This is a genomic window from Allorhizobium borbori, assembly GCF_014196535.1.
Classification (GTDB): domain Bacteria; phylum Pseudomonadota; class Alphaproteobacteria; order Rhizobiales; family Rhizobiaceae; genus Ectorhizobium; species Ectorhizobium borbori.
The window spans coordinates 32,110-58,381 of record NZ_JACIDU010000004.1 but is presented as its reverse complement, the minus strand read 5'-3'; the positions used below and the strand labels follow the sequence as shown (position 1 = coordinate 58,381).

The 26,272-nt window shown below is 62.9% G+C and carries 27 protein-coding genes and 1 pseudogene; 20 read left to right on the top strand and 8 right to left on the bottom strand.

The window, feature by feature from the left end:
* Positions 1-3 precede the first annotated feature (3 nt).
* A complete protein-coding gene (locus GGQ66_RS06025; RefSeq protein ID WP_183790484.1) occupies positions 4-405 on the bottom strand; it encodes a rhodanese-like domain-containing protein in 402 nt (133 codons plus the stop codon).
* An 85-nt stretch (positions 406-490) separates the two neighbouring features.
* Between GGQ66_RS06025 and ftrA the strand changes: the two genes are divergently transcribed.
* Positions 491-1,477, top strand: coding sequence for a transcriptional regulator FtrA (gene ftrA / locus GGQ66_RS06020; RefSeq protein WP_183790482.1), 987 nt, complete (start codon positions 491-493; stop codon positions 1,475-1,477).
* Here the strand turns inward: ftrA and GGQ66_RS06015 are convergent.
* From GGQ66_RS06015 to GGQ66_RS06005, 3 genes are all read right to left on the bottom strand, one after another.
* Positions 1,474-1,776, bottom strand: a complete 303-nt coding sequence (locus GGQ66_RS06015) for an AzlD family protein (RefSeq protein ID WP_183790480.1) — start codon at positions 1,774-1,776, stop codon at positions 1,474-1,476. The two genes, ftrA and GGQ66_RS06015, sit on opposite strands and share 4 nt — an antisense overlap.
* Positions 1,773-2,492 (bottom strand): AzlC family ABC transporter permease, encoded by a 720-nt coding sequence (locus GGQ66_RS06010; protein ID WP_183790478.1) that lies wholly within the window; start codon positions 2,490-2,492, stop codon positions 1,773-1,775. The genes GGQ66_RS06015 and GGQ66_RS06010 overlap by 4 nt, the downstream gene beginning before the upstream one ends.
* A gap of 93 nt (positions 2,493-2,585) precedes the next feature.
* The gene (locus GGQ66_RS06005) at positions 2,586-3,446 is read right to left on the bottom strand and encodes an AraC family transcriptional regulator (protein ID WP_183790476.1); all 861 of its coding nucleotides are present in this window, start codon (positions 3,444-3,446) and stop codon (positions 2,586-2,588) included.
* Positions 3,447-3,533: 87 nt separating this feature from the next.
* On the opposite strand from GGQ66_RS06005, the gene alr reads away from it, so the two are divergent.
* Positions 3,534-4,712: an alanine racemase gene (alr, locus tag GGQ66_RS06000; protein WP_183790473.1), complete on the top strand. Its 1,179-nt coding sequence runs from the start codon at positions 3,534-3,536 to the stop codon at positions 4,710-4,712.
* An 11-nt stretch (positions 4,713-4,723) separates the two neighbouring features.
* Here the strand turns inward: alr and GGQ66_RS05995 are convergent, their stop codons facing one another.
* A complete protein-coding gene (locus GGQ66_RS05995; RefSeq protein WP_183790471.1) occupies positions 4,724-5,485 on the bottom strand; it encodes a hypothetical protein in 762 nt (253 codons plus the stop codon).
* Between the two features lie 281 nt (positions 5,486-5,766).
* Here GGQ66_RS05995 and radA point away from each other — a divergent pair, with 281 nt between their 5' ends.
* The 10 genes from radA to rarD all read left to right on the top strand — a co-directional run bounded on the left by radA (position 5,767) and on the right by rarD (position 16,704).
* Entirely contained in the window at positions 5,767-7,170 is a 1,404-nt protein-coding gene (gene radA / locus GGQ66_RS05990) for a DNA repair protein RadA (protein ID WP_183790469.1), read from the top strand.
* A 91-nt stretch (positions 7,171-7,261) separates the two neighbouring features.
* On the top strand, positions 7,262-7,846 hold the full coding sequence (locus GGQ66_RS05985) for a CvpA family protein (protein WP_183790467.1): 585 nt from the start codon (positions 7,262-7,264) through the stop codon (positions 7,844-7,846).
* A gap of 124 nt (positions 7,847-7,970) precedes the next feature.
* Positions 7,971-9,461, top strand: coding sequence for an amidophosphoribosyltransferase (purF, locus tag GGQ66_RS05980; protein ID WP_183790465.1), 1,491 nt, complete (start codon positions 7,971-7,973; stop codon positions 9,459-9,461).
* Positions 9,462-9,578: 117 nt separating this feature from the next.
* Positions 9,579-10,325 carry an SDR family NAD(P)-dependent oxidoreductase gene (locus tag GGQ66_RS05975; protein ID WP_183790462.1) on the top strand — a complete coding sequence of 249 codons (747 nt, stop codon included), beginning with the start codon at positions 9,579-9,581 and terminating at the stop codon, positions 10,323-10,325.
* 221 nt (positions 10,326-10,546) lie between these two features.
* Positions 10,547-11,932 (top strand): cysteine--tRNA ligase, encoded by a 1,386-nt coding sequence (gene cysS, locus GGQ66_RS05970; protein WP_183790460.1) that lies wholly within the window; start codon positions 10,547-10,549, stop codon positions 11,930-11,932.
* A complete protein-coding gene (locus GGQ66_RS05965; protein ID WP_183790458.1) occupies positions 11,929-12,405 on the top strand; it encodes a GFA family protein in 477 nt (158 codons plus the stop codon). The genes cysS and GGQ66_RS05965 overlap by 4 nt, the downstream gene beginning before the upstream one ends.
* 124 nt (positions 12,406-12,529) lie before the next feature.
* Positions 12,530-12,997 (top strand): GFA family protein, encoded by a 468-nt coding sequence (locus GGQ66_RS05960; protein ID WP_183790456.1) that lies wholly within the window; start codon positions 12,530-12,532, stop codon positions 12,995-12,997.
* Entirely contained in the window at positions 12,990-13,946 is a 957-nt protein-coding gene (gene pip, locus GGQ66_RS05955; protein WP_183790454.1) for a prolyl aminopeptidase, read from the top strand. Before GGQ66_RS05960 ends, pip begins: the two co-directional genes overlap by 8 nt.
* 44 nt (positions 13,947-13,990) lie before the next feature.
* Complete coding sequence (gene cimA / locus GGQ66_RS05950; RefSeq protein ID WP_183790452.1) at positions 13,991-15,601, top strand: citramalate synthase; 1,611 nt, start codon at positions 13,991-13,993, stop codon at positions 15,599-15,601.
* A gap of 197 nt (positions 15,602-15,798) precedes the next feature.
* Positions 15,799-16,704, top strand: a complete 906-nt coding sequence (rarD, locus tag GGQ66_RS05945) for an EamA family transporter RarD (protein WP_183790450.1) — start codon at positions 15,799-15,801, stop codon at positions 16,702-16,704.
* 28 nt (positions 16,705-16,732) lie between these two features.
* On the opposite strand, the gene GGQ66_RS05940 is transcribed toward rarD, so the two are convergent.
* Entirely contained in the window at positions 16,733-17,353 is a 621-nt protein-coding gene (locus tag GGQ66_RS05940; protein ID WP_183790448.1) for an LOG family protein, read from the bottom strand.
* Positions 17,354-17,497: 144 nt separating this feature from the next.
* On the opposite strand from GGQ66_RS05940, the gene GGQ66_RS05935 reads away from it, so the two are divergent.
* From GGQ66_RS05935 to GGQ66_RS05910, 6 genes and pseudogenes are all read left to right on the top strand, one after another.
* Entirely contained in the window at positions 17,498-19,483 is a 1,986-nt protein-coding gene (locus tag GGQ66_RS05935; protein ID WP_183790446.1) for a LysM peptidoglycan-binding domain-containing protein, read from the top strand.
* An 84-nt stretch (positions 19,484-19,567) separates the two neighbouring features.
* Complete coding sequence (locus GGQ66_RS05930) at positions 19,568-21,454, top strand: ABCB family ABC transporter ATP-binding protein/permease (protein WP_183790444.1); 1,887 nt, start codon at positions 19,568-19,570, stop codon at positions 21,452-21,454.
* Between the two features lie 79 nt (positions 21,455-21,533).
* Positions 21,534-22,121 (top strand): NAD(P)H-dependent oxidoreductase, encoded by a 588-nt coding sequence (locus GGQ66_RS05925; RefSeq protein ID WP_183790442.1) that lies wholly within the window; start codon positions 21,534-21,536, stop codon positions 22,119-22,121.
* Positions 22,122-22,204: 83 nt separating this feature from the next.
* A pseudogene (locus GGQ66_RS05920) lies at positions 22,205-22,915 on the top strand (phosphatidylserine decarboxylase); the annotation flags it as partial.
* A 3-nt stretch (positions 22,916-22,918) separates the two neighbouring features.
* A complete protein-coding gene (gene pssA / locus GGQ66_RS05915; protein WP_183790438.1) occupies positions 22,919-23,782 on the top strand; it encodes a CDP-diacylglycerol--serine O-phosphatidyltransferase in 864 nt (287 codons plus the stop codon).
* Between the two features lie 181 nt (positions 23,783-23,963).
* Positions 23,964-24,113: a hypothetical protein gene (locus GGQ66_RS05910; RefSeq protein WP_183790437.1), complete on the top strand. Its 150-nt coding sequence runs from the start codon at positions 23,964-23,966 to the stop codon at positions 24,111-24,113.
* Positions 24,114-24,192: 79 nt separating this feature from the next.
* On the opposite strand, the gene GGQ66_RS05905 is transcribed toward GGQ66_RS05910, so the two are convergent.
* A complete protein-coding gene (locus tag GGQ66_RS05905) occupies positions 24,193-24,954 on the bottom strand; it encodes an SOS response-associated peptidase (protein ID WP_183790435.1) in 762 nt (253 codons plus the stop codon).
* Positions 24,955-24,960: 6 nt separating this feature from the next.
* Positions 24,961-25,287 carry a YnfA family protein gene (locus GGQ66_RS05900; RefSeq protein ID WP_183790433.1) on the bottom strand — a complete coding sequence of 109 codons (327 nt, stop codon included), beginning with the start codon at positions 25,285-25,287 and terminating at the stop codon, positions 24,961-24,963.
* A 90-nt stretch (positions 25,288-25,377) separates the two neighbouring features.
* Here GGQ66_RS05900 and GGQ66_RS05895 point away from each other — a divergent pair, with 90 nt between their 5' ends.
* Together GGQ66_RS05895 and GGQ66_RS05890 are read left to right on the top strand one after the other, a co-directional pair.
* The gene (locus GGQ66_RS05895; protein ID WP_183790431.1) at positions 25,378-25,806 is read left to right on the top strand and encodes an NUDIX hydrolase; all 429 of its coding nucleotides are present in this window, start codon (positions 25,378-25,380) and stop codon (positions 25,804-25,806) included.
* A gap of 2 nt (positions 25,807-25,808) precedes the next feature.
* A complete protein-coding gene (locus GGQ66_RS05890; RefSeq protein WP_237358811.1) occupies positions 25,809-26,219 on the top strand; it encodes a TIGR02301 family protein in 411 nt (136 codons plus the stop codon).
* The last annotated feature ends 53 nt before the right edge of the window (positions 26,220-26,272 follow it).

The window sequence follows — 26,272 nt, the reverse complement described above, 5'->3', positions numbered from 1 at the left end:
GCTTTACGGTTCACCGCCGGCTTTCAGCGCAAACTCCTCATCCAGCCAGCCGGTGATGCCGCCGGCCATGATCTTCACCGGGCGGCCGAGTTCGGCAAGCCTGAGCGCACCGCGCGCCGCGCCGTTGCAATGCGGTCCGGCGCAATAGGTCACGAACAGCGTATCCTCCGGCCATCCCGACATGCGGTTGCGGGTAATCTTGCCATGGGGCAGGCTGATGGCGCCGGGCACATGCCCCCGTGCATAAAGCGCCGGGCCGCGCACATCGAGCAGCACGAAATCCGCGCCTTTCGCGAGCGCATCATGCACATCCCAGCAATCGGTTTCAAAAGTGAACTCGGCGGCAAAATGTTCGCGGGCCTGATCGCTCGGCGCGGCGGGAATGGCGGTAACGGCAGTGGTCATGGGGGGATCTCCTGTTGCGTGGAGAGAAGATCGCTCGAAACCGCGTCCTTGAAAATTGGCAGGATTGACAATAAGCGTAAATATCATGACAGACATTATACCCTCCCTCACCGGCCCTCTCGTCGTCGCCCTCGTCTATGATGGCCTCTGCACCTTCGAATTCGGCATCGTCACCGAAATCTTCGGCCTGTCTCGCCCGGAAATGGGGCCGGGCTGGTATCGCTTCGCGAGCGCTGCCATCGAGGACGGCCCCTTGCGCGCCGCCGGCGGGCTGACGGTGATGGCGGATGGCGGCATGGACCTGCTGGAGCGGGCCGACATCATCGTCGCCCCCGGCTGGAAGGGTGCCGGCGCGCCCGTGCCGGAGGTATTACGCGCGGCACTCAGGACCGCCCACGGGCGCAGCGCACGGCTGGTTTCGCTCTGTTCCGGTGCTTTCGTTCTCGCCGCGACCGGCCTGCTCGATGGCGGCATTGCCACCACCCATTGGCGCTATGCCGAGGCGCTCAGGGCGCACCATCCGGATATCGCGGTGGACGAAACCTCGCTCTACCGCGCCCATGACAGGATCTACACGGCGGCGGGAAGTGCGGCCGGCATCGATCTTCTCATCGAGATCGTGCGGCAGGATTTCGGTGCGGCGGCGGCCAATTCGGTGGCGCGGCGGCTGGTCATGCCCGCGCACCGCTCTGGAGGACAGGCGCAATTTCTGGAGCGTCCGGTGGCGTTCAGGGAGGGCACGGAAATCGCGCCGCTGCTGGATGCCGTGCGTAGCGATCTTTCCCGCAACTGGACGATTGCTGGCATGGCGCGGATCGTCCGCATGAGCGACCGCACCTTCCTGCGCCGCTTTTCGGAAGCGACCGGCACGACGCCCGGTGAATGGCTGGTGACGGAGCGCGTTGCTGACGCCAAGCGACTGCTGTGTCAGGGGTCGGGCCAGATGGAGGCGATTGCGCAGGCCGTCGGCTTCGGTTCCGCCCACACGCTGCGCCATCATTTCCGCCGCAAGCTGGGCATCAGCCCGACGGAGTTTCGCGCCCGGTTCCTGGACGAAAACCGGGCGGCCTAAAGCCCGACGGCTCTCAGAAGCGCGACGCAGACGACCCCCACCGCCGTCGCGGCGAGAAGCGGCAGGCGAAGGGCGGCAAGCGCCGTGACGACACAGGCAATGGTTTCCGCCGCACCCGTCATCAGCGCGGTAGGCGCCACGACGGCCATCAGCACGGCGGGCGGAATGGCCTCCAGTGCCTGACGGGCACGATCGGAAAGCTTCACCCGCTGAATGAGAACCAGCCCGCTGATGCGGGTTAAAATGGTGGCCGCCGCCATCGCGAGGATGGCGAGAAGGGTTGAGAGATCGAGGGTCATTGCGCCTTCTCCTCCCGCGCGCCGGCAACGGCGGCGACAGCAAGCCCGGCCAGTGCGCCGGCGGCGATGTACCACGCCCCACCGAAAAGGGATTTCACCGCGACCGCTGCAACCGCGCTCGCCAGCAGCACGGCACCGGTGCGCCTGCCCTGCCAGAAATTCATGATGAGCACGATGAAGACCGCCGGAAAGGCAAAATCGAGGCCGAGCAGCGCGGGATCACCCATGAAGGCCCCTGCCATGGCGCCGAGCAGCGAGGACAGGACCCAGGCCGCATAGAAGGGCACGACGATGCCGGCAAACCAGGCCGGCGTCAGCCGTGCGGCGCGCGCCTTCATTTCGGCCAGCGCCCAGATTTCATCGGCAAGAAACAGCATGGAGACATATTTCTGCAGGCTGGAGAAAGCCCCCATCTTCGGCCCGATCGAGGCCGAGAGCAGGACATGGCGCACATTGACGAGAAGCGCGGCGAAACCGACGCCCGCCCAGCTTGCCGGGTGCGTCCATATATCCATGGCAACGAATTGCGAGCCGCCCGCGAAGACAAGCGCACTCATCAGCGTTGCCTCCAGCGCCGAAAGCCCCTTGCCGGCGGAGACCGCCCCGAACACCAGACCGACCGGCACCACGGCGACGATGAGCGGCAAGGCCGCACGGATGCCAGCCACCAAGCCATCTGCCGCGGCAGAACCGGCCACGCCGTTATTCACTGTCATTTCAAACCTCTATTCCTGCCTTTTCAGACGGTGATTCCACCCGATTACGCCCGGCATAGCCTGCCCGCGCATCGGCATCTTGTAGGAAAGTGATCAGGCGGCGCGATACTTCGCCGGCGTCAGGCCGGTGCGCGCCTTGAAGTGGCGCGTCAGATGCGCCTGATCGGCAAAGCCGCAGGCCAGCGCCACATCGGAGGGTGTGCCGCCGGCGCTGAGCAGACGGCGGGCATGGCGAATGCGCAGGTCCGTCTGGTAGGCGTGCGGGGTGATGAAATAATGCTTTCGGAAGGCGCGAATGAGATGGGCACGGCTGAGGCCGGACGCCTTCGCCAGATCCTCCAGTCCGATCTCCGCATCGAAATGGCTGGCAATGTAATCGCGCGCGCGGCGCACGCCGGCCGGCTCGCGGTAATCGCGCGGCACGACGATGCTGCTGCCGTGGCGGGCAAACATCGCGGCCAGAACGGAATACATGCTTTCCTCGCTTTCCAGCGCGCTCGTACCATCCTCCAGCCGCGCATGCGCCCGGTTGAAGGCGGTCGCCAGTTGCGGGTCGGTGAGAAGCTGGCGGCCGAAACTCGGCGTGCCCTGGAAGGTGCGGCCCGTGGTTTCCTCCAGCATGTCGGTCAAGACCTGCGTGTCCGGATAGATCATGCGGTAGCGATAGCCCTCCTCCGCCCCCGGCTGGCCGTCATGGGTCTCGCCGGGATTGATGAGATAGAGCGCCCCCGGCCCGGTGACTTCCCGCTCGCCGCGGATCATCGCCACCTGGCACCCGGCCTCGATGGCGCCGATGGAAAACGTATCGTGGGAGTGCGGCGAGAATTCGTGGGTTATGAAGGTCGCCGTCATGCATTCCATGCCGAGGAAGCGGCTATCGCGCCAGAAGCGCGTCCGCTCGACCCGATCCGTGGGCATGGCGCTGGTGGCCTGTTCCTGCGATACACTGTGCATGGCGGGAAAGATAAAGCAGTTTCACCTGCCGGTCTTGAACAAAAGTGATAATCTCGCCCGAGACCTTTATCCCGCCGGGTGCCTTCCATGACCGATTTCGAAGATATGCTTTCCGAAGACGATTCCGCTCTTGCTTCGAGTTTCGACCATGCGCCGTTGCGACTAACCGTCGACCTCGGCGCGATGGCCGATAACTGGCGCGACATGGCAAAGCGTTCCGGCAAGGCGCGCGCCGCTGCCGTGGTGAAGGCCGATGCCTACGGGCTCGGCATCGAGGATGCCGGCCAGACCTTCTATCGCGCCGGCGCACGGGACTTCTTCGTCGCCACGGTTTCCGAAGGCGTCACGCTCCGTCCCTACGTACCGCAAGCCCGCATTTTCGTGCTCTCCGGCGTGTGGCCGGGGCAGGAAGCGGACGTCATCGGCTCCGATCTCGTGCCGGTTCTTGCATCGGAAGAACAGCTTTCGCACTGGACGGCGGTGTGTGCGCAGGGCGGCGAACATCCCTGCGCGCTGCAGGTCGATACCGGCTTCAACCGCCTCGGTCTTACCGTTGACGACGCGCTGTACCTTGCAGACGATCCCTGCCGCCCGGCAAGTTTCGATCCGGTTCTGGTTCTGTCGCATCTCGCCTGCGGCGACACGCCATCGGCTGCCATGAACCGGGTACAGCTTGAGTCGTTTCAAAAGGTTGCGGCGGCTTATGAAGGCGTCGAATCATCGCTTTCAGCCTCGGCCGGCATCTTCCTCGGTCCCGAGTATCACTTCGACCTCACCCGTCCCGGCATCGCCCTTTACGGTGGCGAGGCGGTAAACGATGCGCCGAACCCCATGCGCCCGGTCGCCACGGCGGAGGCGCGCATCGTGATGATCCGCGAGGCCGGCGAAGGCCAGACGGTGAGCTATGGCGGCACCTATCAGTTGAAGCGCGCCAGCCGGCTGGCGATTGCCGCCGTCGGTTATGCCGACGGCTACCAGCGTTCGCTGTCGGGCTCCGGCATTCCGTTGCGCGAAATGGGACGCGGCGGCGCCTATGGCTTCGTCAACGGCCACAAGGTGCCCGTGGCAGGCCGGGTCACCATGGACCTGACCATTTTCGACGTGACCGACGTGCCCGCAAACGCGGTGCGCGCCGGCGACTATATCGAACTTTTCGGCCGCAACGTGCCATTGGATGAGGTCGCCCGCTCCGCCGGAACGATCGGCTACGAACTCCTCACCTCCATGGGCCTGCGTTACGAAAGGCTGGTGCTCGAGCAAGCCTGACGCCTCCCCGCTCAGGCCTGCATCGACACCGAATGGCGGACCGCCGGATTGCCGACGAAGTGGTGGGAGCCGGTATGGGTCAACCGGCCAGCCGTATCCAGCCAGACCTTGCCGCCAAGCTGGCGCCAACGATGGCAGAAGGCGTAGTCCTCACTGAGATAAAGGCCGGTGTCCTCCTCGATCATGCACTCGAACAGCGCATACTTTGTGGAGGGCGATTTCTTCGGTCGCGGAAAGGCATGAACGCCGCTGTAACGCAGATCCGGATAGGCATTGACCATCCGCTCAAGGGCTGCGCGCTTGATCATCAACATGCCTGTCCCGGCATAGATGGCCGTGACGAATTCACCATCCCACTCCGCCTTGTCACCCGGCATCGGCGTGCCGACATAATGCATGCCGGACTGGGCAAAGGTCTCGCCACTCTCCAGCCGGTGTCCGGCATTGTCCCAGTCGTAATCCTTGATCGGATACATGCCTGCCACGACATCCTTGTCAGCCCGCAACAGGCGGATGATCTGCTCTGCCTCGAAGCTGATATCGGCATCGATGAACAGAAGATGGGTTGCGTCGGTATCGTTCAAGAAAGACGACACCAGAGAATTCCGGCTACGGGTGATGAGCGCATCATTGCCGAGAAGGGCAAGCGTCAGTTGCACGCCATATTTGCCGGCCTCATGCATCGTCGCGATGACCGACTGCATGTAATCCTTGTACACGACCCCACCATAGCAAGGGGTCGCGATGAACACATTGATGCTGTTCTTGTGCATTGAGAAAGACTTTCAGGTTCGATCCTGAACGAACGGCGCCGCGCCCCAAAAACCGCGAGGTTGCAGGAAGATAAGGACAAATTGTTTGGAATATTCAGCGCCCTGGCGTCCTGATGACGCCCACCCAATGCTGCTTTGCGAATCACACGCCGGCCAAGCCGGTCATTTATATTGTTGCCGACACTATGTTTGCGCCGGCAGACTCCGTCAAGGGGAACGGCCTTGATTCTTGTTTTGTTCTCATTTATGTCCGTGTGAACGATACGAGAAAGTGAAACGTGATGGCCAAAGCCCGCACCCAATTCATCTGTCAATCCTGCGGCGCTGTGCATAACCGCTGGGTGGGCAAGTGCGAAAGCTGCGGCGAGTGGAACACCATCTTCGAGGAAGACCCGACCGGCGGCATCGGCGGCGGACCGGGCCGCGTGGCCAAAAAGGGCCGGCCCGTGGCGCTCACCTCCCTGTCGGGCGACATCGAGGAAGCGCCACGCATCGAAACCGGCATTTCCGAGCTGGACCGGGCAACCGGCGGCGGCTTCGTGCGCGGCTCCGCCGTGCTGATCGGCGGCGATCCCGGCATTGGCAAGTCCACTCTTCTCATGCAGGCGGCAGCAGCCCTTTCGCGGCGCGGCCACCGCATCATCTATGTCTCGGGTGAAGAGGCCGTGGCGCAGGTGCGCCTCAGGGCCCAGCGTCTGGGGGCAGCGGATACATCTGTTGCGCTCGCCGCCGAGACCCATGTGGAAGATATTCTGGCGACGCTGGCCGAAGGCAAGCGTCCCGATCTCGTCATCATCGATTCCATCCAGACGCTGTGGAGTGACATGGCCGAATCGGCACCGGGAACCGTCACGCAGGTGCGTGCCGGAGTTCAGGCCCTCATCCGGTTTGCGAAGCAGACGGGCACGGCCATGGTTCTGGTCGGCCACGTCACCAAGGACGGGCAGATCGCCGGGCCGCGCGTGGTCGAGCACATGGTCGATGCGGTACTTTATTTCGAGGGCGACCGCGGCCATCACTATCGCATCCTGCGCACGGTGAAGAACCGCTTCGGCCCGACCGACGAGATCGGCGTGTTCGAAATGGGCGGCTCGGGCCTTCGCGAAGTCACCAACCCCTCCGCCCTTTTCCTCTCCGAACGCAATGAGAAATCGCCGGGGGCCGCCGTCTTTGCCGGGGTCGAGGGCACGCGCCCGGTTCTGGTCGAAGTGCAGGCCTTGGTCGCGCCCACATCGCTCGGCACGCCGCGCCGGGCCATCGTCGGCTGGGACAGTTCACGGCTTGCGATGATCCTCGCGGTGCTCGAAGCCCATTGCGGCGTGCGTCTCGGTCAGCACGACGTCTATCTCAACATTGCCGGCGGTTACCGGATTTCGGAGCCAGCGGCCGACCTTGCGGTGGCCTCTGCACTGGTTTCGTCGCTTGCCGGTCTTGCCCTGCCCGCCGATTGCGTCTATTTCGGCGAAATCAGCCTTTCGGGGGCCGTGCGGCCTGTGGCCCACACCGCCCAGAGACTGAAGGAAGCGGACAAGCTTGGCTTTTCCGCCGCCGTTCTGCCGGAGGCTTCCGTCGAAAAACCCAAGGGTTTGCCGACACGGCTGAAGGAGATCGGCAGCCTGCCGGATCTGGTGGCGCTGATTGCGGGATCGAAAAACCGTTTGCAGCGCACCGAAGACGAGACTTGATCCTTTCCCCCGGCGAAACGCTGGTGTAAGAGGATCGCGAATTGCCGCCGCCGGCAGTGGGTGCCCGCTGTCCTCCACGGAGTTTCGATATATGCCCATTACGATTTTCGACGGTGTAGTTCTCGGCGTCGTGCTCTTTTCCGCGGTTCTCGCGATGGTGCGCGGCTTCTCCCGTGAAGTTCTGTCGATTGCAAGCTGGATCGGGTCGGTCGCGGCCGCCTGGTACCTGCACCCGCTGGTCCAGCCTTTCGTGTCGAAGTACACGAGCGACGCGAAGATCGCGCTTGCCGGTTCCATCGGCATCGTCTTCCTCGTCGCCCTGATCGTCATTTCCTTCATCACCTCGCGCATTGCCGATTTCATCATCGACAGCAGCATCGGCGCGCTGGACCGCACGCTCGGCTTCCTGTTCGGCGTGGCGCGCGGCGTGCTGCTTCTGGTCGTCGCCGTTGCCTTCTGGAACTGGCTGGTCGGCGCGGACCAGAGCCCGGTGTGGATCAAGGAAGCCAAGTCCAAGCCTTTCCTCGACACGCTGGTCGCCCGCCTTGAGGCCGTGCTGCCGACGGATATCGAGCCCTGGGTGAAGGAACGCATGCATGGCAGCGCCGTCGATGGCGCAGACCAGCAGGCCGCCCCGGCAGACGAAGCCCCTGCGGGCACCGCTCCGAAGCCTTGAAAAGGCAGGCACGACATACGATTTGACACCCTTGAAGCCCGGACGCCATTCCGGGCTTCCAGATTTTTTAAACCGAAGCTCTCAACCCCGGCTGCTCCCCACGAGCGCGCGAAGGTACCCTGCCATGAATGCGTTTTCATCGCTTGACCACGAATTCGATATCGACGGCGATACGCTGCACGAAGAATGCGGCGTCTTCGGCATTCTAGGGCACCCGGATGCAGCCACGCTGACGGCGCTCGGCCTGCACGCCCTGCAACACCGTGGGCAGGAAGCGGCGGGCATCGTCTCCTTCGATGGCCAGCGCTTCCATTCGGAACGCCGCATGGGCCTCGTTGGCGATCATTACACCGATCCGGTGACGCTGGCGAAGCTGCCCGGCAACATCGCCATCGGCCATGTGCGCTATTCCACCACCGGCGAAGTGGCGCTGCGCAACGTGCAGCCGCTGTTTGCGGAACTGGAAGTCGGCGGCATCGCCATTGCCCACAACGGCAACTTCACCAACGGGCTGACGCTTCGTCGCCAGTTGATTGCCGGCGGCGCCATCTGTCAGTCTACCTCGGATACCGAGGTTGTGCTGCATCTTATCGCCCGCTCGCGCTACACCTCCACCGCCGACCGCTTCATCGATGCGATCCGGCAGATGGAAGGCGGCTACTCCATGCTGGCCATCACCCGGACCAAGCTGATCGCGGCGCGCGATCCCACGGGCATCCGTCCGCTGGTCATGGGCGAGCTGGACGGCAAGCCGATCTTCGCTTCCGAGACCTGTGCGCTCGACATCATCGGCGCCAAATTCGTCCGCGACGTGGAAAACGGCGAAGTCATCATCTGTGAAATCCAGCCGGACGGTTCGATTTCCATCGACGCACGCAAGGCTGGCAACCAGAAGCCGGAACGCCTCTGCCTGTTTGAATATGTCTATTTCGCCCGCCCGGATTCGATGGTTGGCGGTCGCAGCGTTTACGTGGCGCGCAAGAACATGGGCATCAACCTCGCCAAGGAAGCCCCGGTCGAGGCCGACGTGATCGTGCCTGTGCCGGATGGCGGCACGCCTGCTGCCCTCGGCTATGCGCAGGCCAGCGGCATTCCCTTCGAATATGGCATCATCCGCAACCACTATGTCGGCCGCACCTTCATCGAGCCGACGCAGCAGATCCGCGCCTTCGGGGTGAAGCTGAAGCATTCAGCCAACCGTGCGGTGATCGAGGGCAAGCGCGTGGTGCTGGTGGACGATTCCATCGTGCGTGGCACAACGTCGCTCAAGATCGTGCAGATGATCCGCGATGCCGGCGCCAGGGAAGTGCATATCCGCGTGGCAAGCCCGATGATCTTCTACCCGGATTTCTACGGCATCGATACGCCCGACGCCCACAAGCTGCTCGCCAACCAGTATTCGACACTGGAAGCCATGGGCAAATATATCGGCGCCGATTCGCTCGAGTTCCTGTCGATCAACGGGCTTTACCGCGCTGTCGGCGGCAAGGATCGCGATGCGGCCAATCCGCAGTTCACCGATCACTATTTCACGGGCGAATATCCGACCCGCCTTCTCGACAAGGAAAGCGAGAAGACCGGCAACAAGATTTCCCTGCTCGCTTCGAACGGCTGATTTCACCGGGGCCGCAGCTTTGCTGACGGCCCCGACTTGTTCCTGATCAAGGACAGGCGCGCGCCCGCTGGCTAGGAGGCGCAACGCTCAATTCAACGGATTTCTCGGGAGGATTTCATGAGCCTCGACCTGACGGGCCGCATCGCGGTCGTGACCGGCGCCTCGCGCGGCATCGGTTATTTCACCGCGCTCGAACTCGCCAAGGCCGGCGCGCATGTCATTGCATGCGCCCGCACGGTCGGCGGCCTCGAGGATCTGGACGACGCCATTCAGGCGGCAGGCGGCCAGCCGGCAACGCTGGTTCCCTTCGATCTGGACGACATGGACGCCATCGATCGGCTCGGCGCCTCGATCTTCGAACGCTGGGGCAAGCTCGATATTCTCGTCGCCAATGCCGGCATTCTCGGCACCATCTCGCCCATCGGCCATATCGACCCCAAGGATTTCGAAAAGGTCATGCGCATCAACGTGGTTTCCACCTGGCGGATGATCCGCTCGGTCGAGCCGCTGCTGAAGCTTTCGGATGCGGGCCGGGCCGTTGTGCTGTCATCCGCCGCCGCGCATCGCTGCCGCCCATTCTGGGGCGCCTATTCCGCCTCCAAGGCCGCCGTGGAAGCGCTGGTGCGAACCTGGGCCGGCGAGATCGAGAACCTCTCCAACGTCAAGGTTCTGGCCGTCGACCCCGGCGTCACCCGCACCCAGATGCGCGCCAAGGCCGCACCCGGCGAAGACCCGGAAAGCATTCCGCACCCGCGCGAAGTCGCCGCCGTCATCGCACCGCTGGTTGCTCCCGCCCAGACGGAAACCGGCAAGCTTTATGTGGTGCGTGAGAAGGCCTTCAAGAGCTTCCGCGCTCCGGAATAAAAATTCGTGAGGCACCACCCCTGCGCGACATTCTTGCGTGTGGGGTGGCCTTGACCAAACCAGCGGCGCACGCCATAAGGTCAGCATGAAAACGGCACTCTGCATTATTTGCGGGATCATTATTCGCTAGCGGTTCGCTGGCCTGGCCGTTCTCGTCCTTTCACAAACTCCGGATGAAGACGCCCCGGCCGAGGCCGGAGGTGCATGAACGGAGATCGGGAATGGGCGAAAAGCTCAAGCTTTACAACACACTGACGCGCGAAAAGAGCGAGTTTATACCGCTCGACCCGAAGAATGTCCGCATGTATGTCTGCGGCCCGACGGTCTATGATTTCGCCCATATCGGCAATGCCCGCCCGGTCATCGTCTTCGACGTGCTGTTCCGGCTGTTAAAGCATGTTTACGGCGCAAGCCACGTCACCTATGCCCGCAACATCACCGACGTGGATGACAAGATCAATGCGCGCGCCCTGCGCGACTATCCCGATCTGCCGCTCAACGACGCCATTGCGCGGGTGACGGAAAAGACGGCGGCCCAGTATCATTCGGATGTGGCTGCACTCGGATGCGAACCGCCGACCGTCGAGCCACGCGCTACCGACAACATCGCGCAAATGATCGCCATCATCGAAACGCTGATCGCCAAGGGCCACGCCTATGTTGCCTCCGGCGAGGTGCTTTTCGACACCACGTCGATGGCCGATTACGGCCAGCTTTCGAAGCGCCCGCTGGACGAGCAGCAGGCCGGCGCGCGAATTGCCGTCGAACGTCACAAGAAGCACCCGGCCGATTTCGTGCTGTGGAAGCTTTCCGACGACAATGAACCGGGCTGGCCCTCGCCCTGGGGGCGCGGCCGTCCGGGCTGGCACATCGAATGCTCGGCCATGAGCCAGCGTTATCTCGGCGAGGTCTTCGATATTCACGGCGGCGGACTGGATCTGATCTTCCCCCACCATGAAAACGAGATCGCGCAATCGCGTTGCGCCCACGGCACGCAGGTCATGGCGAATTACTGGCTGCACAACGGCTTCGTGCAGGTGGAAGGCCGCAAGATGTCGAAGTCGGAAGGCAATTTCGTCACCATCCACGAGCTTCTGGCAACGGACAAGCTCGGGGGACGCGCCTGGCCGGGTCCGGTCCTGCGCCTTGCCATGCTGATGACGCATTACCGCGAGCCCATCGACTTCTCCGTGAAGCGGCTGGAAGAGGCCGAACGGCTGCTGGCCAGGTGGCCTGCCGCCGACAAGGCCGATGTGGCACCCGATGCCAGCGTTCTCGATGCGCTTTCCGACGACCTCAACACGGTCGCGGCGGTGCAGGCGCTGCATCAACTGGCGCAGGCTGCCAATGCCGATCCGGCAAAGCTGCCGGTCTTTGCCGCAAGTGCGGCCCTGATGGGGCTCCTGCCGGAAAAGGTGGCGGTGGATGCCGGCGAGAGCGCCGCTATTGAGGCCAGGGTTGCCGAACGCCTCGCCTTCCTCAAAGCCAAGAACTTTGCCGAGGCCGACCGCGTTCGCGACGAACTGGCTGCGCAGGGTGTCAGCCTCAAGGATGGCAAGGACAAGGACACCGGCGAGCGTGTGACGACGTGGGAGCTGAAGCGGTGACCAGCTATTCCGGCGGGTGCCAGTGCGGGGCGGTGCGGTTTCGCGTGGCGGGGGAGTTGAGAGACAGCTCCATCTGTCACTGTCGCATATGCCAGAAGGCGTTCGGGGCCTATTATGCCCCGCTCGTTTCCACGCGCGGCGCCTCGCTGGAATGGACGCGGGGGACACTGAAACATTTCCGTTCGTCCAATTTCGTGCTGCGCGGCTTTTGCGAGAACTGCGGTACGCCGCTGACCTATGAAGCGCCTGACGGCATCGCGATTGCCGCCGGTGCCTTCGATGATCCGGCTGCCTTGCCGCCAGTGGTGCAATATGGCGTCGAGGGCAAGCTGCCATTTGTCGATGCGCTGCACAGCCTGCCGGAACATCACACGCTGGACGACATCGAGGCGGCACCATTCCTGCTCGATATCGTATCCTTTCAGCATCCGGACCACGACACCGACACCTGGACGGTGAAGGATACGCCATGACCGACAAGAAGCCCGAACTGCAGATGCCGAAATGGCTGCTTTACAGCCTGATTGCCAAGGGCGTGATCGCCGTCATCATCGTTCTCGGCGTTCTGGCCTACGTTTATCTCTGAAGGGGGGAAGCATGCACGAAGGGGAATTTTCCGGCGGCTGCCAGTGTGGCGCCATCCGTTTTCACGGCACGAAGCTCGGCCGACCAAGCATCTGTCACTGTCGCATGTGCCAGAAGGCAACCGGCAATTTCTTCGCGCCGCTCGTGACGGTCTATCCCGGCGATTTCCAGTGGACGCGGGGGACGCCGCACTGGTTCAATTCATCGGCACAGATCCGCCGCGGCTTCTGCCACAAATGCGGTACGCCGCTCGCCTACGAGCACCCGAACGGACTCGAAATCACCATCGGCGCCTTTGACCATCCGGCTGCCATCGAACCGCAGGTTCAGGTGAACCACGACCGCGCCCTGCCGTGGATCGACAGCCTGTTCGACAAGCCAATGGTTCGACAGGGGCTGGATGAGAGCAACGTCGTTTCCTATCAACACCCCGACCACGAGACGGCCCACTGGCCGCCGGAGGTATTTACCCATGACTGAGTTGCGCACGCTTTACCCCGAAATCGAACCCTACGAGACCGGTTTTCTCGATGTGGGCGATGGCCACACCATCTATTGGGAACGCGTGGGCACGCCGGGCGCAAAACCCGCCGTCTTCCTGCATGGCGGTCCAGGCGGCGGCACCAATCCGAGCCAGCGCCGCGTGTTCGATCCGGCGCTTTATGATGTGGTTCTGTTCGACCAGCGCGGCTGCGGCAAATCCACGCCGCATGCCAATCTCGAGGCCAACACAACATGGCATCTCGTGGCCGACATCGAGCGGCTGCGCGAAAAATTCGGCATCGAGAAATGGCTGGTGTTCGGCGGCTCCTGGGGCTCCACGCTGGCGCTCGCCTATTGTGAGACGCATCCGGAGCGCGTGACGGAAATCGTGCTGCGCGGCATCTACACCTGCACCAAGCCGGAACTCGACTGGTTCTACCAGCACGGCGTCTCGGAAATGTTTCCGGACAAGTGGGAGCGCTTCATCGCGCCCATTCCCGAAGACGAGCGCCACGAGATGATGGCCGCCTATCACAGGCGGTTGACCGGCGACGACCGGGCCAAGCAGATGGAATGCGCCAAGGCCTGGAGCATCTGGGAAGGCGAGACGGTGACGCTTTTGCCAAACCCGGATTATGCCGCCCATTTCGAGGAAGACGATTACGCGCTCGCCTTCGCGCGCATCGAGAACCATTATTTCATGAATGGCGCATGGCTTGAGGACCAGCAATTGCTGCGTGACGTAACGAGGATCGCCCACATTCCCGGCGTCATCGTTCATGGCCGTTACGACATGCCCTGCCCGCTGCGCTACGCGTGGCAGCTTCACAAGGCCTGGGGCTCGTCAGAGATCAACATCGTCGAGGGTGCGGGCCATTCGCTGGCCGAACCCGGCATTCTCGACCGATTGATCCGCGCCACCGACCGCTTTGCCGGCAAGGCCTGAATACGACAAGAATAACGGCGGCGGGAACCGTCCGGGAGGAAACCATGACACGCGAACGCATCTACCTATTCGACACCACGCTGCGGGATGGGCAGCAGACGCCGGGCATCGACTTTTCCGTCGATGACAAGGTTGCGATTGCCGCCATGCTGGACGAGTTCGGTCTCGATTATGTCGAGGGCGGCTATCCCGGCGCAAACCCGACCGATACCGCTTTCTTCGAGAAGAAGCGCACGAAGAAGGCGGGTTTCGTCGCCTTCGGCATGACGCGGCGGCCGGGCGTTTCGGCCTCCAACGATCCGGGTCTCGCAAGCCTCATCCAGTCGGCCGGCGATGCGCTCTGTCTGGTGGCGAAAAGCTGGGATTACCATGTGAAGGTCGCGCTTGGCACGACGCTGGAAGAAAACCTCGCCGCCATATCCGACAGCGTGGCGGCAATCCTCAAAAGCGGCAAGCAGGCGATGATCGACTGCGAGCATTTCTTTGACGGCTACAAGGCCAATCCGGACTATGCCCTTGCCTGCGTGAAAACCGCCTATGAAGCCGGCGCGCGCTGGGTGGTGCTGTGCGACACCAATGGCGGTTCGCAGCCTTCGGAAGTGGAGCGCATCGTTCTGGAGGTCATCGCTTCCGGCGTTCCGGGAACCTCTCTGGGCATCCATGCCCATAACGACACCGGACAGGCCGTCGCCAACTCGCTGGCCGCCATCGAGGCTGGCGCACGCCAGATCCAGGGCACGCTGAACGGCATCGGCGAGCGTTGCGGCAATGCCAATCTGGTAACGCTCATCCCGACGCTTGCACTGAAGGAGGTCTACACCTCGCGCTTCGAAACCGGCGTGACTGCGGAAAAGCTGGCGGGCCTGACGGAACTCTCCCGCGCCTTCGACGAAATCCTGAACCGCGCACCCTACCACCAGTCGCCCTATGTCGGCGCATCCGCCTTTGCCACCAAGGCCGGTATTCACGCTTCGGCGCTGATGAAGGACCCGCGCACCTATGAGCATGTGACGCCGGAATCCGTCGGCAATTTCCGCAACGTCATGGTGTCGGATCAGGGCGGCAAATCGAACTTCCTCAACGCGCTGAAGCGACGCGGCATCGATGTTGCCAAGGACGACCCGCGTCTCGACCGGCTGATCTCGACCGTCAAGGAACGCGAGGCGGAGGGCTATGCCTATGAGGGCGCGGATGCCAGCTTCGAACTTCTGGCGCGTCGCACCTTCTCCGCCATTCCGGATTTCTTCCGGGTCGATGGTTTCCGCGTGATGGTGGAACGCCGCTTCGATGCGCTTGGCCAGTTGAAGACCGTTTCGGAAGCGGTGGTAAAGCTTGAGATCGAGGGCAAGACCATCCTTTCGGTGGCGGAAGGCGATGGGCCGGTCAACGCGCTCGACCTTGCGCTGCGCAAGGATTTCGGCTGCTATCAGCAGGATATAGCCGATCTGGAACTCACGGACTACAAGGTGCGTATCCTCAATGGCGGCACCGGGGCCGTGACCCGCGTCCTGATCGAATCCGGGGATGATGACGGCCGCCGCTGGACGACGGTCGGCGTTTCGGAAAACATCATCGACGCCTCGTTCCAGGCGCTTTACGATTCCATCCTCTACAAGCTGATGAAGAACCGGGGTCTGGCGGGCCCGGCGGAATAGGTTTGCAGCGGCGGGACTTCATTTCGCCTGATACATGGTTCACAGAAATGAATTGGCACTAGCCTCCCGGTTCAGGTATTCGGGAGGCTAACCTTTGCCGTTTCCCGGAGAGCCGGGGGATTCAGCCCGCAATTTCAAGACGAGACAGCCTTTGTTTGCACGCCAACCGGCGTGTGGCGCTGTCGATGGAGTCCCGCATGGCGACTGACGCGCCCGCCGCACCGAAGAACGAAGACAGCCGCAAGGGGTTCGTCCTGGCCGCCGCGGCCTATCTTCTGTGGGGCGCATTGCCGTTCTACCTGAAAGCGCTCGGCCATCTCTCGCCATTCGAGGTGATCTCCCACCGGGTATTCTGGTCGGTACCGATTGCCGGCGTCATTCTGGCCGCCCTCGGTCAGCTCGGCGAGTTGAAGGTCGCCCTGCGTTCGCCGCGCATGCTCGGCATGGCGTTCATCACCGCATCGCTCGTCAGCATCAACTGGGGTGTCTATGTCTGGGCGATCAGCATCGACCGCACGCTGGATGCGGCGCTCGGCTATTTCATCAACCCCCTGTTTTCGATCTTTCTCGGTGCGGTTCTCCTGAAGGAAAAGCTGGCGCCGGCACAGATTGCCGCCCTCGGGCTTGCCGCCATCGGCGTTGCAATCATGACCTATGCCACTGGCGCTTTGCCGTGGATCGGCCTCATCCTGACGCTCTCGTGGGGTGCCTACGCCTTCCTGCGCAAGGCCCTGCCCATCGGCGCCAATCAGGGCTTCTTTCTGGAAGTGGCGCTGCTCTCCCCCTTCGCGCTGGGTTACATCCTCTGGCTTACCGCCACCGGCCAGGGCCATTTCATGCAGGGGGTGCCGCTCGATTCCGTGCTGCTCGGTTCGGCGGGTCTCGCTACGGCCATTCCGCTGATGCTCTATGCCAACGGCGCCAAATTGCTGCGGCTTTCGACCATCGCGATCATGCAGTACATCACGCCGAGCCTGTTGTTTCTCGTAGCGGTCTTCGCCTTCAACGAGCCGATGAACCCGCTGAAGCTTTCCGCATTCATCTTCATCTGGGCGGCGCTGATCGTCTATAGCTGGTCGATGATGATGCGCGCCAAGGCCTGAGACCCGGCGCGCCTGGCCTTGGCTGTTATCAAAGGCGGGAGATGATCGCCTCTTCGCCTGTCGGGGCGTCGCGTTCGGCGGCACGGTCGAGAATGGCGGGGACGATGTCTTCCACCCGGTCGATGACCATGGGCCGCACCAGATGGGCGCGGTGGATGAAGCCCTGATCACGCATGTGATCGATCAGGTCGAGCATCGGGTTCCAGAAGCCTTCTATATTGGCGAAGACCATCGGCTTTTCATGGCGGCCGAGCTGGGCCCAGGTCATGATCTCGACAATCTCTTCCAGCGTCCCGATACCGCCCGGCAGCGTGACGAAGGCATCGGCACGCTCGAACATCATGTGCTTGCGCTCATGCATGTTCTCGGTAATGACCAACTCATCAAGCTGACCGAGAGAATGACGGGTCGCCTCCATGTCCACGAGAAATTCGGGAATGATCCCCGTCACTTGCCCGCCGGAGGAAAGCACGCCGCTGGCAACGGCGCCCATGATGCCCTTGGTGCCGCCGCCATAAACGAGACGCAGGCCGTGGGCGGCGATGGAGGCCCCCAATTGACGCCCGGCCTCGACAAAGGCAGCCGAGCGTCCGGGCTGGGAACCGCAATAAACGCAGATGGTTCGAATCGAAGAACTGTTTTCACTCATGGTCCAAGGGAACAACGGCTGCGGAACCGCGTCAAGGAAATGCGTGAAAAAACTGGCCTTTGATGGCGCTATCCATGCCGTTTCGCTTGTGAAAGAGGCGTAAAATCGATAGCAATTCTGGAGCATTGCCGGAGATTGATGGAAATGAAGAACCGCGCCGCCCTTTTGGCCCTCATCGTGCTCGCCATCGCGACGCTTCTGATGCTGTTCGTGGTGCTTCCACAACTCTCGGGCGACAAGGACAGTCTGCAGAAGGCTGCCGACAAGGCCACCGAAGCCGTCAAGCAGACTGCCGAAAAAGCCGCGGAAACGGCCCCCCAGGCCGTGGCCCAGATCAAGGAAAAGGCGACAGCCACCCTTGAGAAGATGGACCGGATCGGCGGCGGTGCCAGCGAGGCGGTCGCATCGCTCTCCGCATTGTTCGACAAGGGGCGCCTGCCGACGGCCGAGGAATTCGCCGCAGCCCGCCAGAAGGCCGAAACGGCGCTGACAGACCTCGCGGCAATCGAACTGCCGGAAGGAATCGGCGGCGACCTGCGGGCAAACGCGCAGAAGATGCGCGACGATGCCGTGAAGGCCATCGAATGGTTGAAGGGCCTGCCTTCCGATCCCGCCGCCGCTGCCGCCGTCATCGGCAAGGCCAAGGAGCTTTTCCCCTTCGCATTCAAGAGCGAGCCCGAAACCCCGAAGACGGAAGCCGCAAAGGCGCCGGACACCGCTCCGGTCAGCGCGCTGCCCTCGTTCGACGTGTTGCGTGTCGAGCCCGACGGCTCGACCGTGATTGCCGGGCGCGCGGCGCCGGGCGTAACAATCGAGATCGTGAGCGGCGAAACGGTGCTGACCAAGGCCGTGACCGGCCCCGGTGGTGAATTCGCTGCCGTTCTCGACAATCCCCTGCCGCCGGGCGATCACCAGCTTGCATTGCGGGCCGCTGGCGCCGATGGCTCCGTGACCCTGTCCGGCGAAGTCGCTACCGTATCCGTTCCCAAGGACAAGGACGGTCAGCTTCTGGCGATGATTTCCACACCCGGGCAGGCAAGCCGCCTGCTGACCATTCCTTCCACGCAGGGCAGTGAGCCGACCAAGCCCGCCGACACCTCTGCCGCCGTACCGGCCAGCCCTGCCACCGAGGCCACGACACCCGCCGGCACGCAGCCTGCGGCAACCGCACCGGATGGGTCCGCACCGGCAAGTACAGCCGTCGCACCCGTGCGTGTCAGCGCCGTCGAGATCGAGAACGATCGCATCTTCGTCGCCGGCTCCGCCAAGGCTGGCGCCACCATCCGCGCTTTTGCCGGCAATGACCGGATCGGCGAGGTCACGGTCGATCCCTCCGGTCATTTTGTCGTGGATGGAACCTTACCGCTTGCGCCCGGCGACCACCTCATCGTGGTGGAAATGCTGGATGAGAAGGGCAATGTGGCCATGAAGGTTTCGGTGCCGTTCAACCGGCCCGAGGGCAATCAGGTTTCCGCCGTCGCCGGCGATGCCGGTCCGTCCTCTGCGAGCGTAGCCGAAACTCCTGACAGCAAGGCGCTGGCGAGCCTGCGCGCCAACTTGACCAAGGCCTACACCCTGCTGAAATCCCTGTTTGCCGATGGCAAGGTGCCAGGCAAGGAAGAACTGGCCGCCGCCCGTTCGGCTACGGAATTCGCTCTCAGGGCCCTTGGCGACTTCGTTCCGGACATCGGCGCTTCCGGCGACATCAAGGCGCAGGGAGCTGAGGCCGCCACCGCTGCCGGCAAGGCGCTTGCCGCGCTTGATGCCCTTCCGAAGGATGCTGCGAGCCTTGCGAAGGTTATCGACAGCCTCTCCGGCGTGATGGACGCGGCCATGACGCCGGCGACGGCAACGCCGGCTTCAGCCACCGATCCCAGGGCAATTTCGCAAGCGCCGCTCACGCCGTCTGACAGCGCCGTCATCATCCGCCGGGGCGATACGCTGTGGCAGATTTCCCGCCGGCTCTACGGTCAGGGCGTGCGTTACACCACGATCTATCTGGCCAATCGCACGGAGATCAACAATCCGGACCTGATCGAGCCCGGTCAGGTATTCACCGTGCCGAAGGATGCCCTGCCGAATGCCGAGGAGTTACATCGCAAGCGTCTCTCCGGCAAACCGTTGCAATAAGGCATTGCCCTTCCTATGTGTTACGGGACGGCGGTCCGAGCAGGAACCGCCGTATTTCCGTTTCCCTCCGCTTGAAGAAACTTCATGACCGACAAGAAGAAGACCGTCTCTGCCGATGAGGGCAATCCACTCGGCACGCTCGTCAATCTCTGGCCCTATATGTGGCCGCATGGCCGTTCCGATCTGAAGCGGCGGGTTGTCTGGGCAACTTTCTATCTCGTTCTGGCCAAGTTCGTTCTGCTGGGCGTGCCCTACTTCTTCAAGTGGAGCACCGATGCGCTGAATGGCAAGATGGACGCTGTCGGTCTGCTGCCGGCCTTCCTGCTCGGGGCCGTCGCCCTCATCATTGCCTACAACCTCGTGCGTATCGTGCAGGCAGGGCTTAACCAGCTTCGCGACGCCTTGTTTGCCAGCGTCGGGCAGCATGCAGTGCGCCAGCTTGCCTTCAAGACCTTCGTGCACATGCACCGGCTTTCCCTGCGCTTCCATCTGGAGCGCAAGACGGGCGGGCTTTCCCGTATCATCGAGCGCGGCACGAAGGGCATTGAAACCATCGTCCGCTTCACCATTCTGAACTCCGTTCCCACCCTGCTCGAATTTGCACTGACGGCAGCGATCTTCTGGTGGGGTTACGGCTTCTCCTATCTCTTCGTGACGGCCGTCACCGTCGGTCTCTACCTGTGGTTCACGGTCAAGGCCAGCGACTGGCGCATCTCCATTCGCCGCGACATGAACAACAGCGACACCGAGGCCAACACGAAGGCCATCGACTCGCTGCTCAACTACGAAACGGTCAAGTATTTCGGCAATGAGGAGATGGAGGCTCGCCGCTTTGACGATGCGATGGCGCGCTACGAAATCTCGGCGACCCGCATCTGGACCTCGCTCGGCTGGCTGAACTTCGGTCAGGCGGTGATCTTCGGTATCGGCATGGCGGTGATGATGGTCATGTCCGGCCTCGCCGTCCAGCGCGGCGAGCAGACGATCGGCGATTTCGTGTTCGTCAACGCGCTGCTGATGCAGCTTTCCATGCCACTCAACTTCATCGGCTTCGTCTATCGCGAAATCCGCCAGGGCCTGACGGACATCGAGCAGATGTTCGATCTTCTGGAAATCGACGCCGAGGTGAAGGACACGGACAGCGCGAAGGATCTCGCCATCGCCAACGGTTCCATCACCTTCAAGGATGTTCACTTCGCCTATGATGCCAACCGGCCGATCCTCAAGGGCCTCAGCTTCGAGGTTCCGGCGGGCAAGACGGTGGCCGTGGTCGGGCCGTCAGGGGCGGGCAAATCCACCATTTCCCGCCTGCTCTACCGGTTCTACGACGTTCAGCAGGGCGAGATCCTGATCGATGGTCAGAACATTCGGGATGTGACTCAGAAATCGTTGCGCAATGCCATCGGGATGGTGCCGCAGGACACGGTCCTGTTCAACGACACCATCGCCTATAACATCCGCTACGGTCGCCTCGAAGCCACCGATCGCGACGTGGAAGCGGCTGCCGAGATCGCCCAGATCGGCACCTTCATCCGCAACCTGCCGGACGGGTTCAAGACGATGGTGGGCGAACGCGGCCTGAAGCTTTCCGGCGGTGAAAAGCAGCGCGTGGCCATTGCGCGCACCATCCTCAAGGCCCCGCCCATCCTCATTCTCGACGAGGCGACGTCAGCGCTCGACACGACGACCGAGCGGGAAATCCAGGCAGCACTCGATGTGGTTTCGAAGAACCGTACGACGCTGGTCATCGCCCACCGCTTGTCGACCGTCATCAATGCCGACGAGATCATCGTGGTCAAGGACGGCACGATTGCCGAGCGTGGCACACATCAGGCGCTTCTGGATCAGAATGGTCTCTACGCCTCCATGTGGAACCGCCAGCGCGAGGCGACGCTTGCCGAAGAGCATCTGCGCCAGGTGCGCGAAAGCGACGACATGGGTATCATCATGCGCCTGCCGCCGGCCACCTGAGCGGGCGACAGGACTTGATTCCGGTCAAGGTCGTGCGCCCGTCGGCGGATAGAATGCTTGAAGCTTCCGGAGGTTTGCCATGCCCCGCCAGATTCTTGTGATTATCGGCCATCCCGATCCGGACCCCGCCCGTTTCTGCCGGGCACTCGCCTCCGCTTATGTCGAGGGCGCGAGAACAGCCGGGCATGAAGTGAGGGTGATCGACATCGCCAGCCTCGATTTTCCTCTGCTGCGCAGTCAGGCTGAGTTCGAGGCCGGGCCACTTCCCCCCTCGCTGGCCGAAGCGGCAGAGGCGGTTTCATGGGCGAGCCACATCGTCATCGTCTTTCCGCTGTGGCTCGGCACCATGCCGGCGCTGCTCAAGGGTTTTCTCGAACAGGTCATCCGGCCCGGCGTTGCCTTCACCTATCCGAGTGGCGACGACCGGGGAAAAATGCTGCTCAAGGGTCGCTCCGCCCGCGTCGTCGTCACCATGGGCATGCCCGGTCTGCTTTATCGTGTGTGGTTCCTGAACCACGGAATCGCCACGCTGACGCGCAACATTCTCCGCTTCGTGGGCATCGGCCCGGTTCGGCAAACGCTGTTCGGCATGATCAAGACGACCAGCGACACAAAGCGGCGGGACTGGCTCGACACGATGCGAAAGCTCGGCGCCCGCGGCCTTTGAACCTTGCTTCTGGGGACGTGGCGGGATGATCCATTGCCCGCGCGTCGCTTTTTCTATAGTCAGACAGTCCAACGGACGAACCGAAGGAGACATCGATGAGCCTGATCGACAGTGTGAAGAATACGCTGGTGCCCGTGCACAAGGAGGGATACCCCTTCATTGCGGCGTTCTTCGTCGGCTCCTTCGTCATCGGCTGGATCGCAGAACCGCTGTTCTGGGTCGGCATCGTGCTGACGCTGTGGTGCGCCTATTTCTTCCGCGACCCGCAGCGCGCCACGCCGCAGGATGACGATCTCGTCATCTCGCCCGCCGATGGCCGTGTTTCCGCCGTGCAACTCATGGTGCCGCCGGCCGAACTCGATCTCGGTTCCGAGCCGCTGTTGCGCATTTCCGTGTTCATGAACGTGTTCAACTGCCATGTGAACCGCGCCCCGGTTCGCGGCAGCGTCATTTCCGTGCAGCACAAGGACGGCCTGTTTCTCAACGCCGAACTGGACAAGGCCTCGACCGACAACGAACGCAACAGCGTCGTCATCGACAGCCGCCATGGCAAGGTGGGCGTGGTGCAGATCGCCGGCCTCGTGGCGCGCCGCATCGTCTGCTGGGTGCATCCGAGCGAACCGCTCGATGCCGGCGAACGCTTCGGCCTCATCCGCTTCGGCTCGCGCCTCGACGTCTACCTGCCCGCCAGCGCACAGCCGCGTGTGTCCGTGGGCCAGACGGCGATTGCCGGCGAGACCGTGATTGCCGAGTTCGGCTCGGCCAAGGGCCCGGTCATCAGCCGCCGGAACTGATCCATGGAAAGCCCTGTCACGTCCAAGGAGCACAATGGCAACGGCGCGGATGACGGCGCGCGTGGCCCCCGCCTTCGCGAAATTCCGCTACGTCTGATCATTCCCAACATGATTACCGTGCTGGCGATCTGCGCCGGCCTGACGGGTATTCGCCTCGCCTTCGAAAGCCGCTACGAACTGGCCGTGGGCATGGTGCTGCTGGCGGCGTTCCTCGATGGCATCGACGGGCGCGTCGCCCGTCTGCTCAAGGCCACGTCGAAATTCGGCGTGCAGATGGATTCGCTCGCCGACATCATCAATTTCGGCGTCGCCCCTGCCCTCGTCGTCTATGTGTTCATGCTTGACCAGGCCCATTCGCTGGGCTGGATTTCGGCGCTCATCTACGCCATCGCCGCGTCGCTGCGCCTCGCCCGCTTCAACGTGATGGCCGATCGCGACATTAAAGCGCCATGGCAGTCCGCCTATTTCGTCGGCGTGCCCGCCCCCATGGGCGCAATGTTGGTTATGCTGCCGGTCTATCTCGGTTTTCTCGGCGTACCGCAGACGGCAACCTTCGGCTATGCCGCCGCCGCCTATACCGTGCTCATCGGCTTCCTGCTCATCAGCCGCCTGCCGGTCTGGTCCGGCAAGTCCGGCAGCCGCATTCGTCGCGATCTGGTCCTGCCCGGCCTTCTGGCCGTCGTGCTCTATGTGGCACTGTTGATGAGCTATACCTGGCAGGTGCTGGTCGTCACGGTTCTCGCCTATCTCGTCTTTCTGCCGTTTTCGGCGCGCTCGTGGCATAAGACATATGGCACGCTGACCGTCGAGATCGACCACGACGAGGCGCCGCAGGCCGGCGAGAACGACATGGACCGCTCGCTCTGAGCGGTTCTTCCTTTTTTCCTGACGCGACAAATGGTTTTCCCGCAGGCAACGGGACGGAAAATCCCGTGATTTGCGCCCGTTATGCGAACCGATTTTAGTGTTTTTCCGCCTCCGTTTTGTCACGATTGGGCGCAATAGGCTTCCTCAACAGACCAAAGACCTACGACTAAGGAAGCACCCAATGACCACCACCAACGAAACCGTTCGCGCGGCTAACGAAGACAAGGCCGTTGCGCCCAGCTACCAGCCGGTCGCTCTGAAGGCGGTTGTTGCCGCCGCCTTGATGATGAAGCGCTCGGTCGCCGGCGCCAAGCCGAAGAAGGCCGCCTGAGGCTCTCCGCTTTCAGCGCGCCCCGTTTCAAAGCCCCGCGCCGGTGTTCCGCGCGGGGTTTTCTTTTGCCGGTATCGCTTCAGAAAAAGGAAAGCTGGCCACCGCCATCGGACCTGGGCTTTTCCGGCTTCTTCGGCGGTTCACGCTCGACCCGCTCGAGAAGGTCCGGCCCGGTATTGGCCACGCGGTTCACCTTGTCGGACACGGGAATGGCCTCGAAGAACCCTTCCGGCGCGGGTCGCATCAGATCGGCCACATCGCGCGGTTCCTGCGTGCGGCAATCCAGCCAGCGGGAGAAATCTTCCGGCTGGATGACGACCGGCATACGGTCGTGAATGGGCTTGAGATCGGCGTTGGCCGATGTGGTGACGATGACCGCCGAATCGAATTCCGATCCGTCCGGCGCAGCCCAGGTTTCCATCAGGCCGGCGAAGGCAACGGGGCCGCCTGAGCGCGGGCGCAGCCAGAAGGGCTCACTCTTTTCACCCTTGCCGCCGCTCCTGTACCATTCATAAAAGCCGCTGGCCGGCACAAGGATGCGGCGATGACGCATCGCTGCGCGAAAGGACGGCTTTTCCGCCGCCGTTTCGGCACGGGCATTGATGAGCATCGGGAATTCGCGCGGGTCCTTGACCCAGCCGGGCACGAAGCCCCAGCGCACCAGCAGCGCCTTGCGGCCCGTTTCGTTCGATCCGCGCACCGGCGCTTCGCCATCGGCGACGACCAGGATGGGCTGGGAGGGCGCGATGTTGTAGCGCGGCGGAAAACCCTCAAGCTCTGCCAGGCCGAAGGTTTCGGCCACGGCTTCCGGCTTTTCGGTGAGTGCGAAACGTCCACACATGGCAGGCTAACCGCGCGGCGAAAACAGGATGATGGCCGTGCCCGCGAGACAGACGAGTCCACCCATCACGTCGAACCGGTCGGGCGTTTGACCTTCCACGAACTGCAGCCAAAGCAGGGAGGCGACGATATAGATGCCGCCATAGGCTGCATAGGCGCGGCCCGCCGCATCGCTTTCGACAAGCGTCAGCGCATAGGCAAAGATCGCCAGCGCCACCATGCCAGGCGCTACCCACCAGACCGGCTTGCCGAGGCGCCACACGGCCCAGAAGGCGAAGCAACCGCCAATTTCGCCCAATGCCGCCACGGCATACACGGCGTAGGTTTTCAGCATGATGGATTTCCCTTGTTCCTCTTTTGTTGTTACTGGACAGGGGGACCAATGCAAGGGCATTTTGCACCTGCAAACCAATTGTGGAATCCGATGTCGTTACAGCCGCAACCTGCCTCATCCGCCATTCTGATCCGCGACGGCAAGCTGCTGCTCATCCGTCGCCTCAACCCGCCCGCCGCCGATCTATACGCCTTTCCGGGCGGTCGCGCCGAGCCGGGCGAGACGCCGGAACAGACGGCCCTGCGTGAATTTCACGAGGAAACCGGTATTCGGGCGGGAAATCCCCGCCTCTTCGCCACCTATGACCTGAAGGGCGAAAACGATGCCCCCGCGCGACGCACGCATTTCTTCCTGTCCGTGTTCCTGATCGATGCCGCACCCGACCAGGAAGCGGTGGCGGCGGATGACGCCGGCGAGGCCGGATGGTTCACGCCGGCGGAAATCCGCGACCTGCCCGTGCCGGCAAGCGTGCTGGAATGCGCCGAACGGCTGGATGCCTTTCTGAACGGGCAAGGGTGATGATGCGCCCCTTGCCCCTTCTCCTCACGGCCGTTCTCGTCAGCGCACCCGCCCACTCGCAGGGCCGGTCCACTACGGCTGTGACCGCGCCACCCGCGGTGGAGGATATCGAGGCCCCCTATGACGGGCCGCTGGCCCGGTTTGCGGAGATCATCGGCGCGCTTTCCTACTTGCGGCCGCTATGTGGCGCCAGGGACGAATCCTGGCGAACGGACATGCAATCGATTCTGGACGCCGATACCGCGCGAGAGCCGGCACGTCGGGCCCGTATGACCGCCGCCTTCAACCGCGGTTACCGGGCCTTTGCCGCCGTGCACACCGCCTGCACCCCCGCGGCCCTTGCCATGGAGGTCCGCTACCGTGCCGAAGCGGCAACACTTGTTGCAGAAATAACAAGCCGCTTCGGAAATTAAGGCTTTGTTAACCTCTTTTGCGAGGGGCGCGTGTCGTTTCCGGAAAAGGCTGG

Coding starts and splice junctions, on each gene's coding strand:
- GGQ66_RS06025 (WP_183790484.1), bottom strand. CDS start 405: ATGACCACTGCCGTTACCGCCATTCCCGCCGCGCCGAGCGATCAGGCC.
- ftrA (WP_183790482.1), top strand. CDS start 491: ATGACAGACATTATACCCTCCCTCACCGGCCCTCTCGTCGTCGCCCTC.
- GGQ66_RS06015 (WP_183790480.1), bottom strand. CDS start 1,776: ATGACCCTCGATCTCTCAACCCTTCTCGCCATCCTCGCGATGGCGGCG.
- GGQ66_RS06010 (WP_183790478.1), bottom strand. CDS start 2,492: ATGACAGTGAATAACGGCGTGGCCGGTTCTGCCGCGGCAGATGGCTTG.
- GGQ66_RS06005 (WP_183790476.1), bottom strand. CDS start 3,446: ATGCACAGTGTATCGCAGGAACAGGCCACCAGCGCCATGCCCACGGAT.
- alr (WP_183790473.1), top strand. CDS start 3,534: ATGACCGATTTCGAAGATATGCTTTCCGAAGACGATTCCGCTCTTGCT.
- GGQ66_RS05995 (WP_183790471.1), bottom strand. CDS start 5,485: ATGCACAAGAACAGCATCAATGTGTTCATCGCGACCCCTTGCTATGGT.
- radA (WP_183790469.1), top strand. CDS start 5,767: ATGGCCAAAGCCCGCACCCAATTCATCTGTCAATCCTGCGGCGCTGTG.
- GGQ66_RS05985 (WP_183790467.1), top strand. CDS start 7,262: ATGCCCATTACGATTTTCGACGGTGTAGTTCTCGGCGTCGTGCTCTTT.
- purF (WP_183790465.1), top strand. CDS start 7,971: ATGAATGCGTTTTCATCGCTTGACCACGAATTCGATATCGACGGCGAT.
- GGQ66_RS05975 (WP_183790462.1), top strand. CDS start 9,579: ATGAGCCTCGACCTGACGGGCCGCATCGCGGTCGTGACCGGCGCCTCG.
- cysS (WP_183790460.1), top strand. CDS start 10,547: ATGGGCGAAAAGCTCAAGCTTTACAACACACTGACGCGCGAAAAGAGC.
- GGQ66_RS05960 (WP_183790456.1), top strand. CDS start 12,530: ATGCACGAAGGGGAATTTTCCGGCGGCTGCCAGTGTGGCGCCATCCGT.
- pip (WP_183790454.1), top strand. CDS start 12,990: ATGACTGAGTTGCGCACGCTTTACCCCGAAATCGAACCCTACGAGACC.
- cimA (WP_183790452.1), top strand. CDS start 13,991: ATGACACGCGAACGCATCTACCTATTCGACACCACGCTGCGGGATGGG.
- rarD (WP_183790450.1), top strand. CDS start 15,799: ATGGCGACTGACGCGCCCGCCGCACCGAAGAACGAAGACAGCCGCAAG.
- GGQ66_RS05940 (WP_183790448.1), bottom strand. CDS start 17,353: ATGAGTGAAAACAGTTCTTCGATTCGAACCATCTGCGTTTATTGCGGT.
- GGQ66_RS05935 (WP_183790446.1), top strand. CDS start 17,498: ATGAAGAACCGCGCCGCCCTTTTGGCCCTCATCGTGCTCGCCATCGCG.
- GGQ66_RS05930 (WP_183790444.1), top strand. CDS start 19,568: ATGACCGACAAGAAGAAGACCGTCTCTGCCGATGAGGGCAATCCACTC.
- GGQ66_RS05925 (WP_183790442.1), top strand. CDS start 21,534: ATGCCCCGCCAGATTCTTGTGATTATCGGCCATCCCGATCCGGACCCC.
- pssA (WP_183790438.1), top strand. CDS start 22,919: ATGGAAAGCCCTGTCACGTCCAAGGAGCACAATGGCAACGGCGCGGAT.
- GGQ66_RS05910 (WP_183790437.1), top strand. CDS start 23,964: ATGACCACCACCAACGAAACCGTTCGCGCGGCTAACGAAGACAAGGCC.
- GGQ66_RS05905 (WP_183790435.1), bottom strand. CDS start 24,954: ATGTGTGGACGTTTCGCACTCACCGAAAAGCCGGAAGCCGTGGCCGAA.
- GGQ66_RS05900 (WP_183790433.1), bottom strand. CDS start 25,287: ATGCTGAAAACCTACGCCGTGTATGCCGTGGCGGCATTGGGCGAAATT.
- GGQ66_RS05895 (WP_183790431.1), top strand. CDS start 25,378: ATGTCGTTACAGCCGCAACCTGCCTCATCCGCCATTCTGATCCGCGAC.
- GGQ66_RS05890 (WP_237358811.1), top strand. CDS start 25,809: ATGCGCCCCTTGCCCCTTCTCCTCACGGCCGTTCTCGTCAGCGCACCC.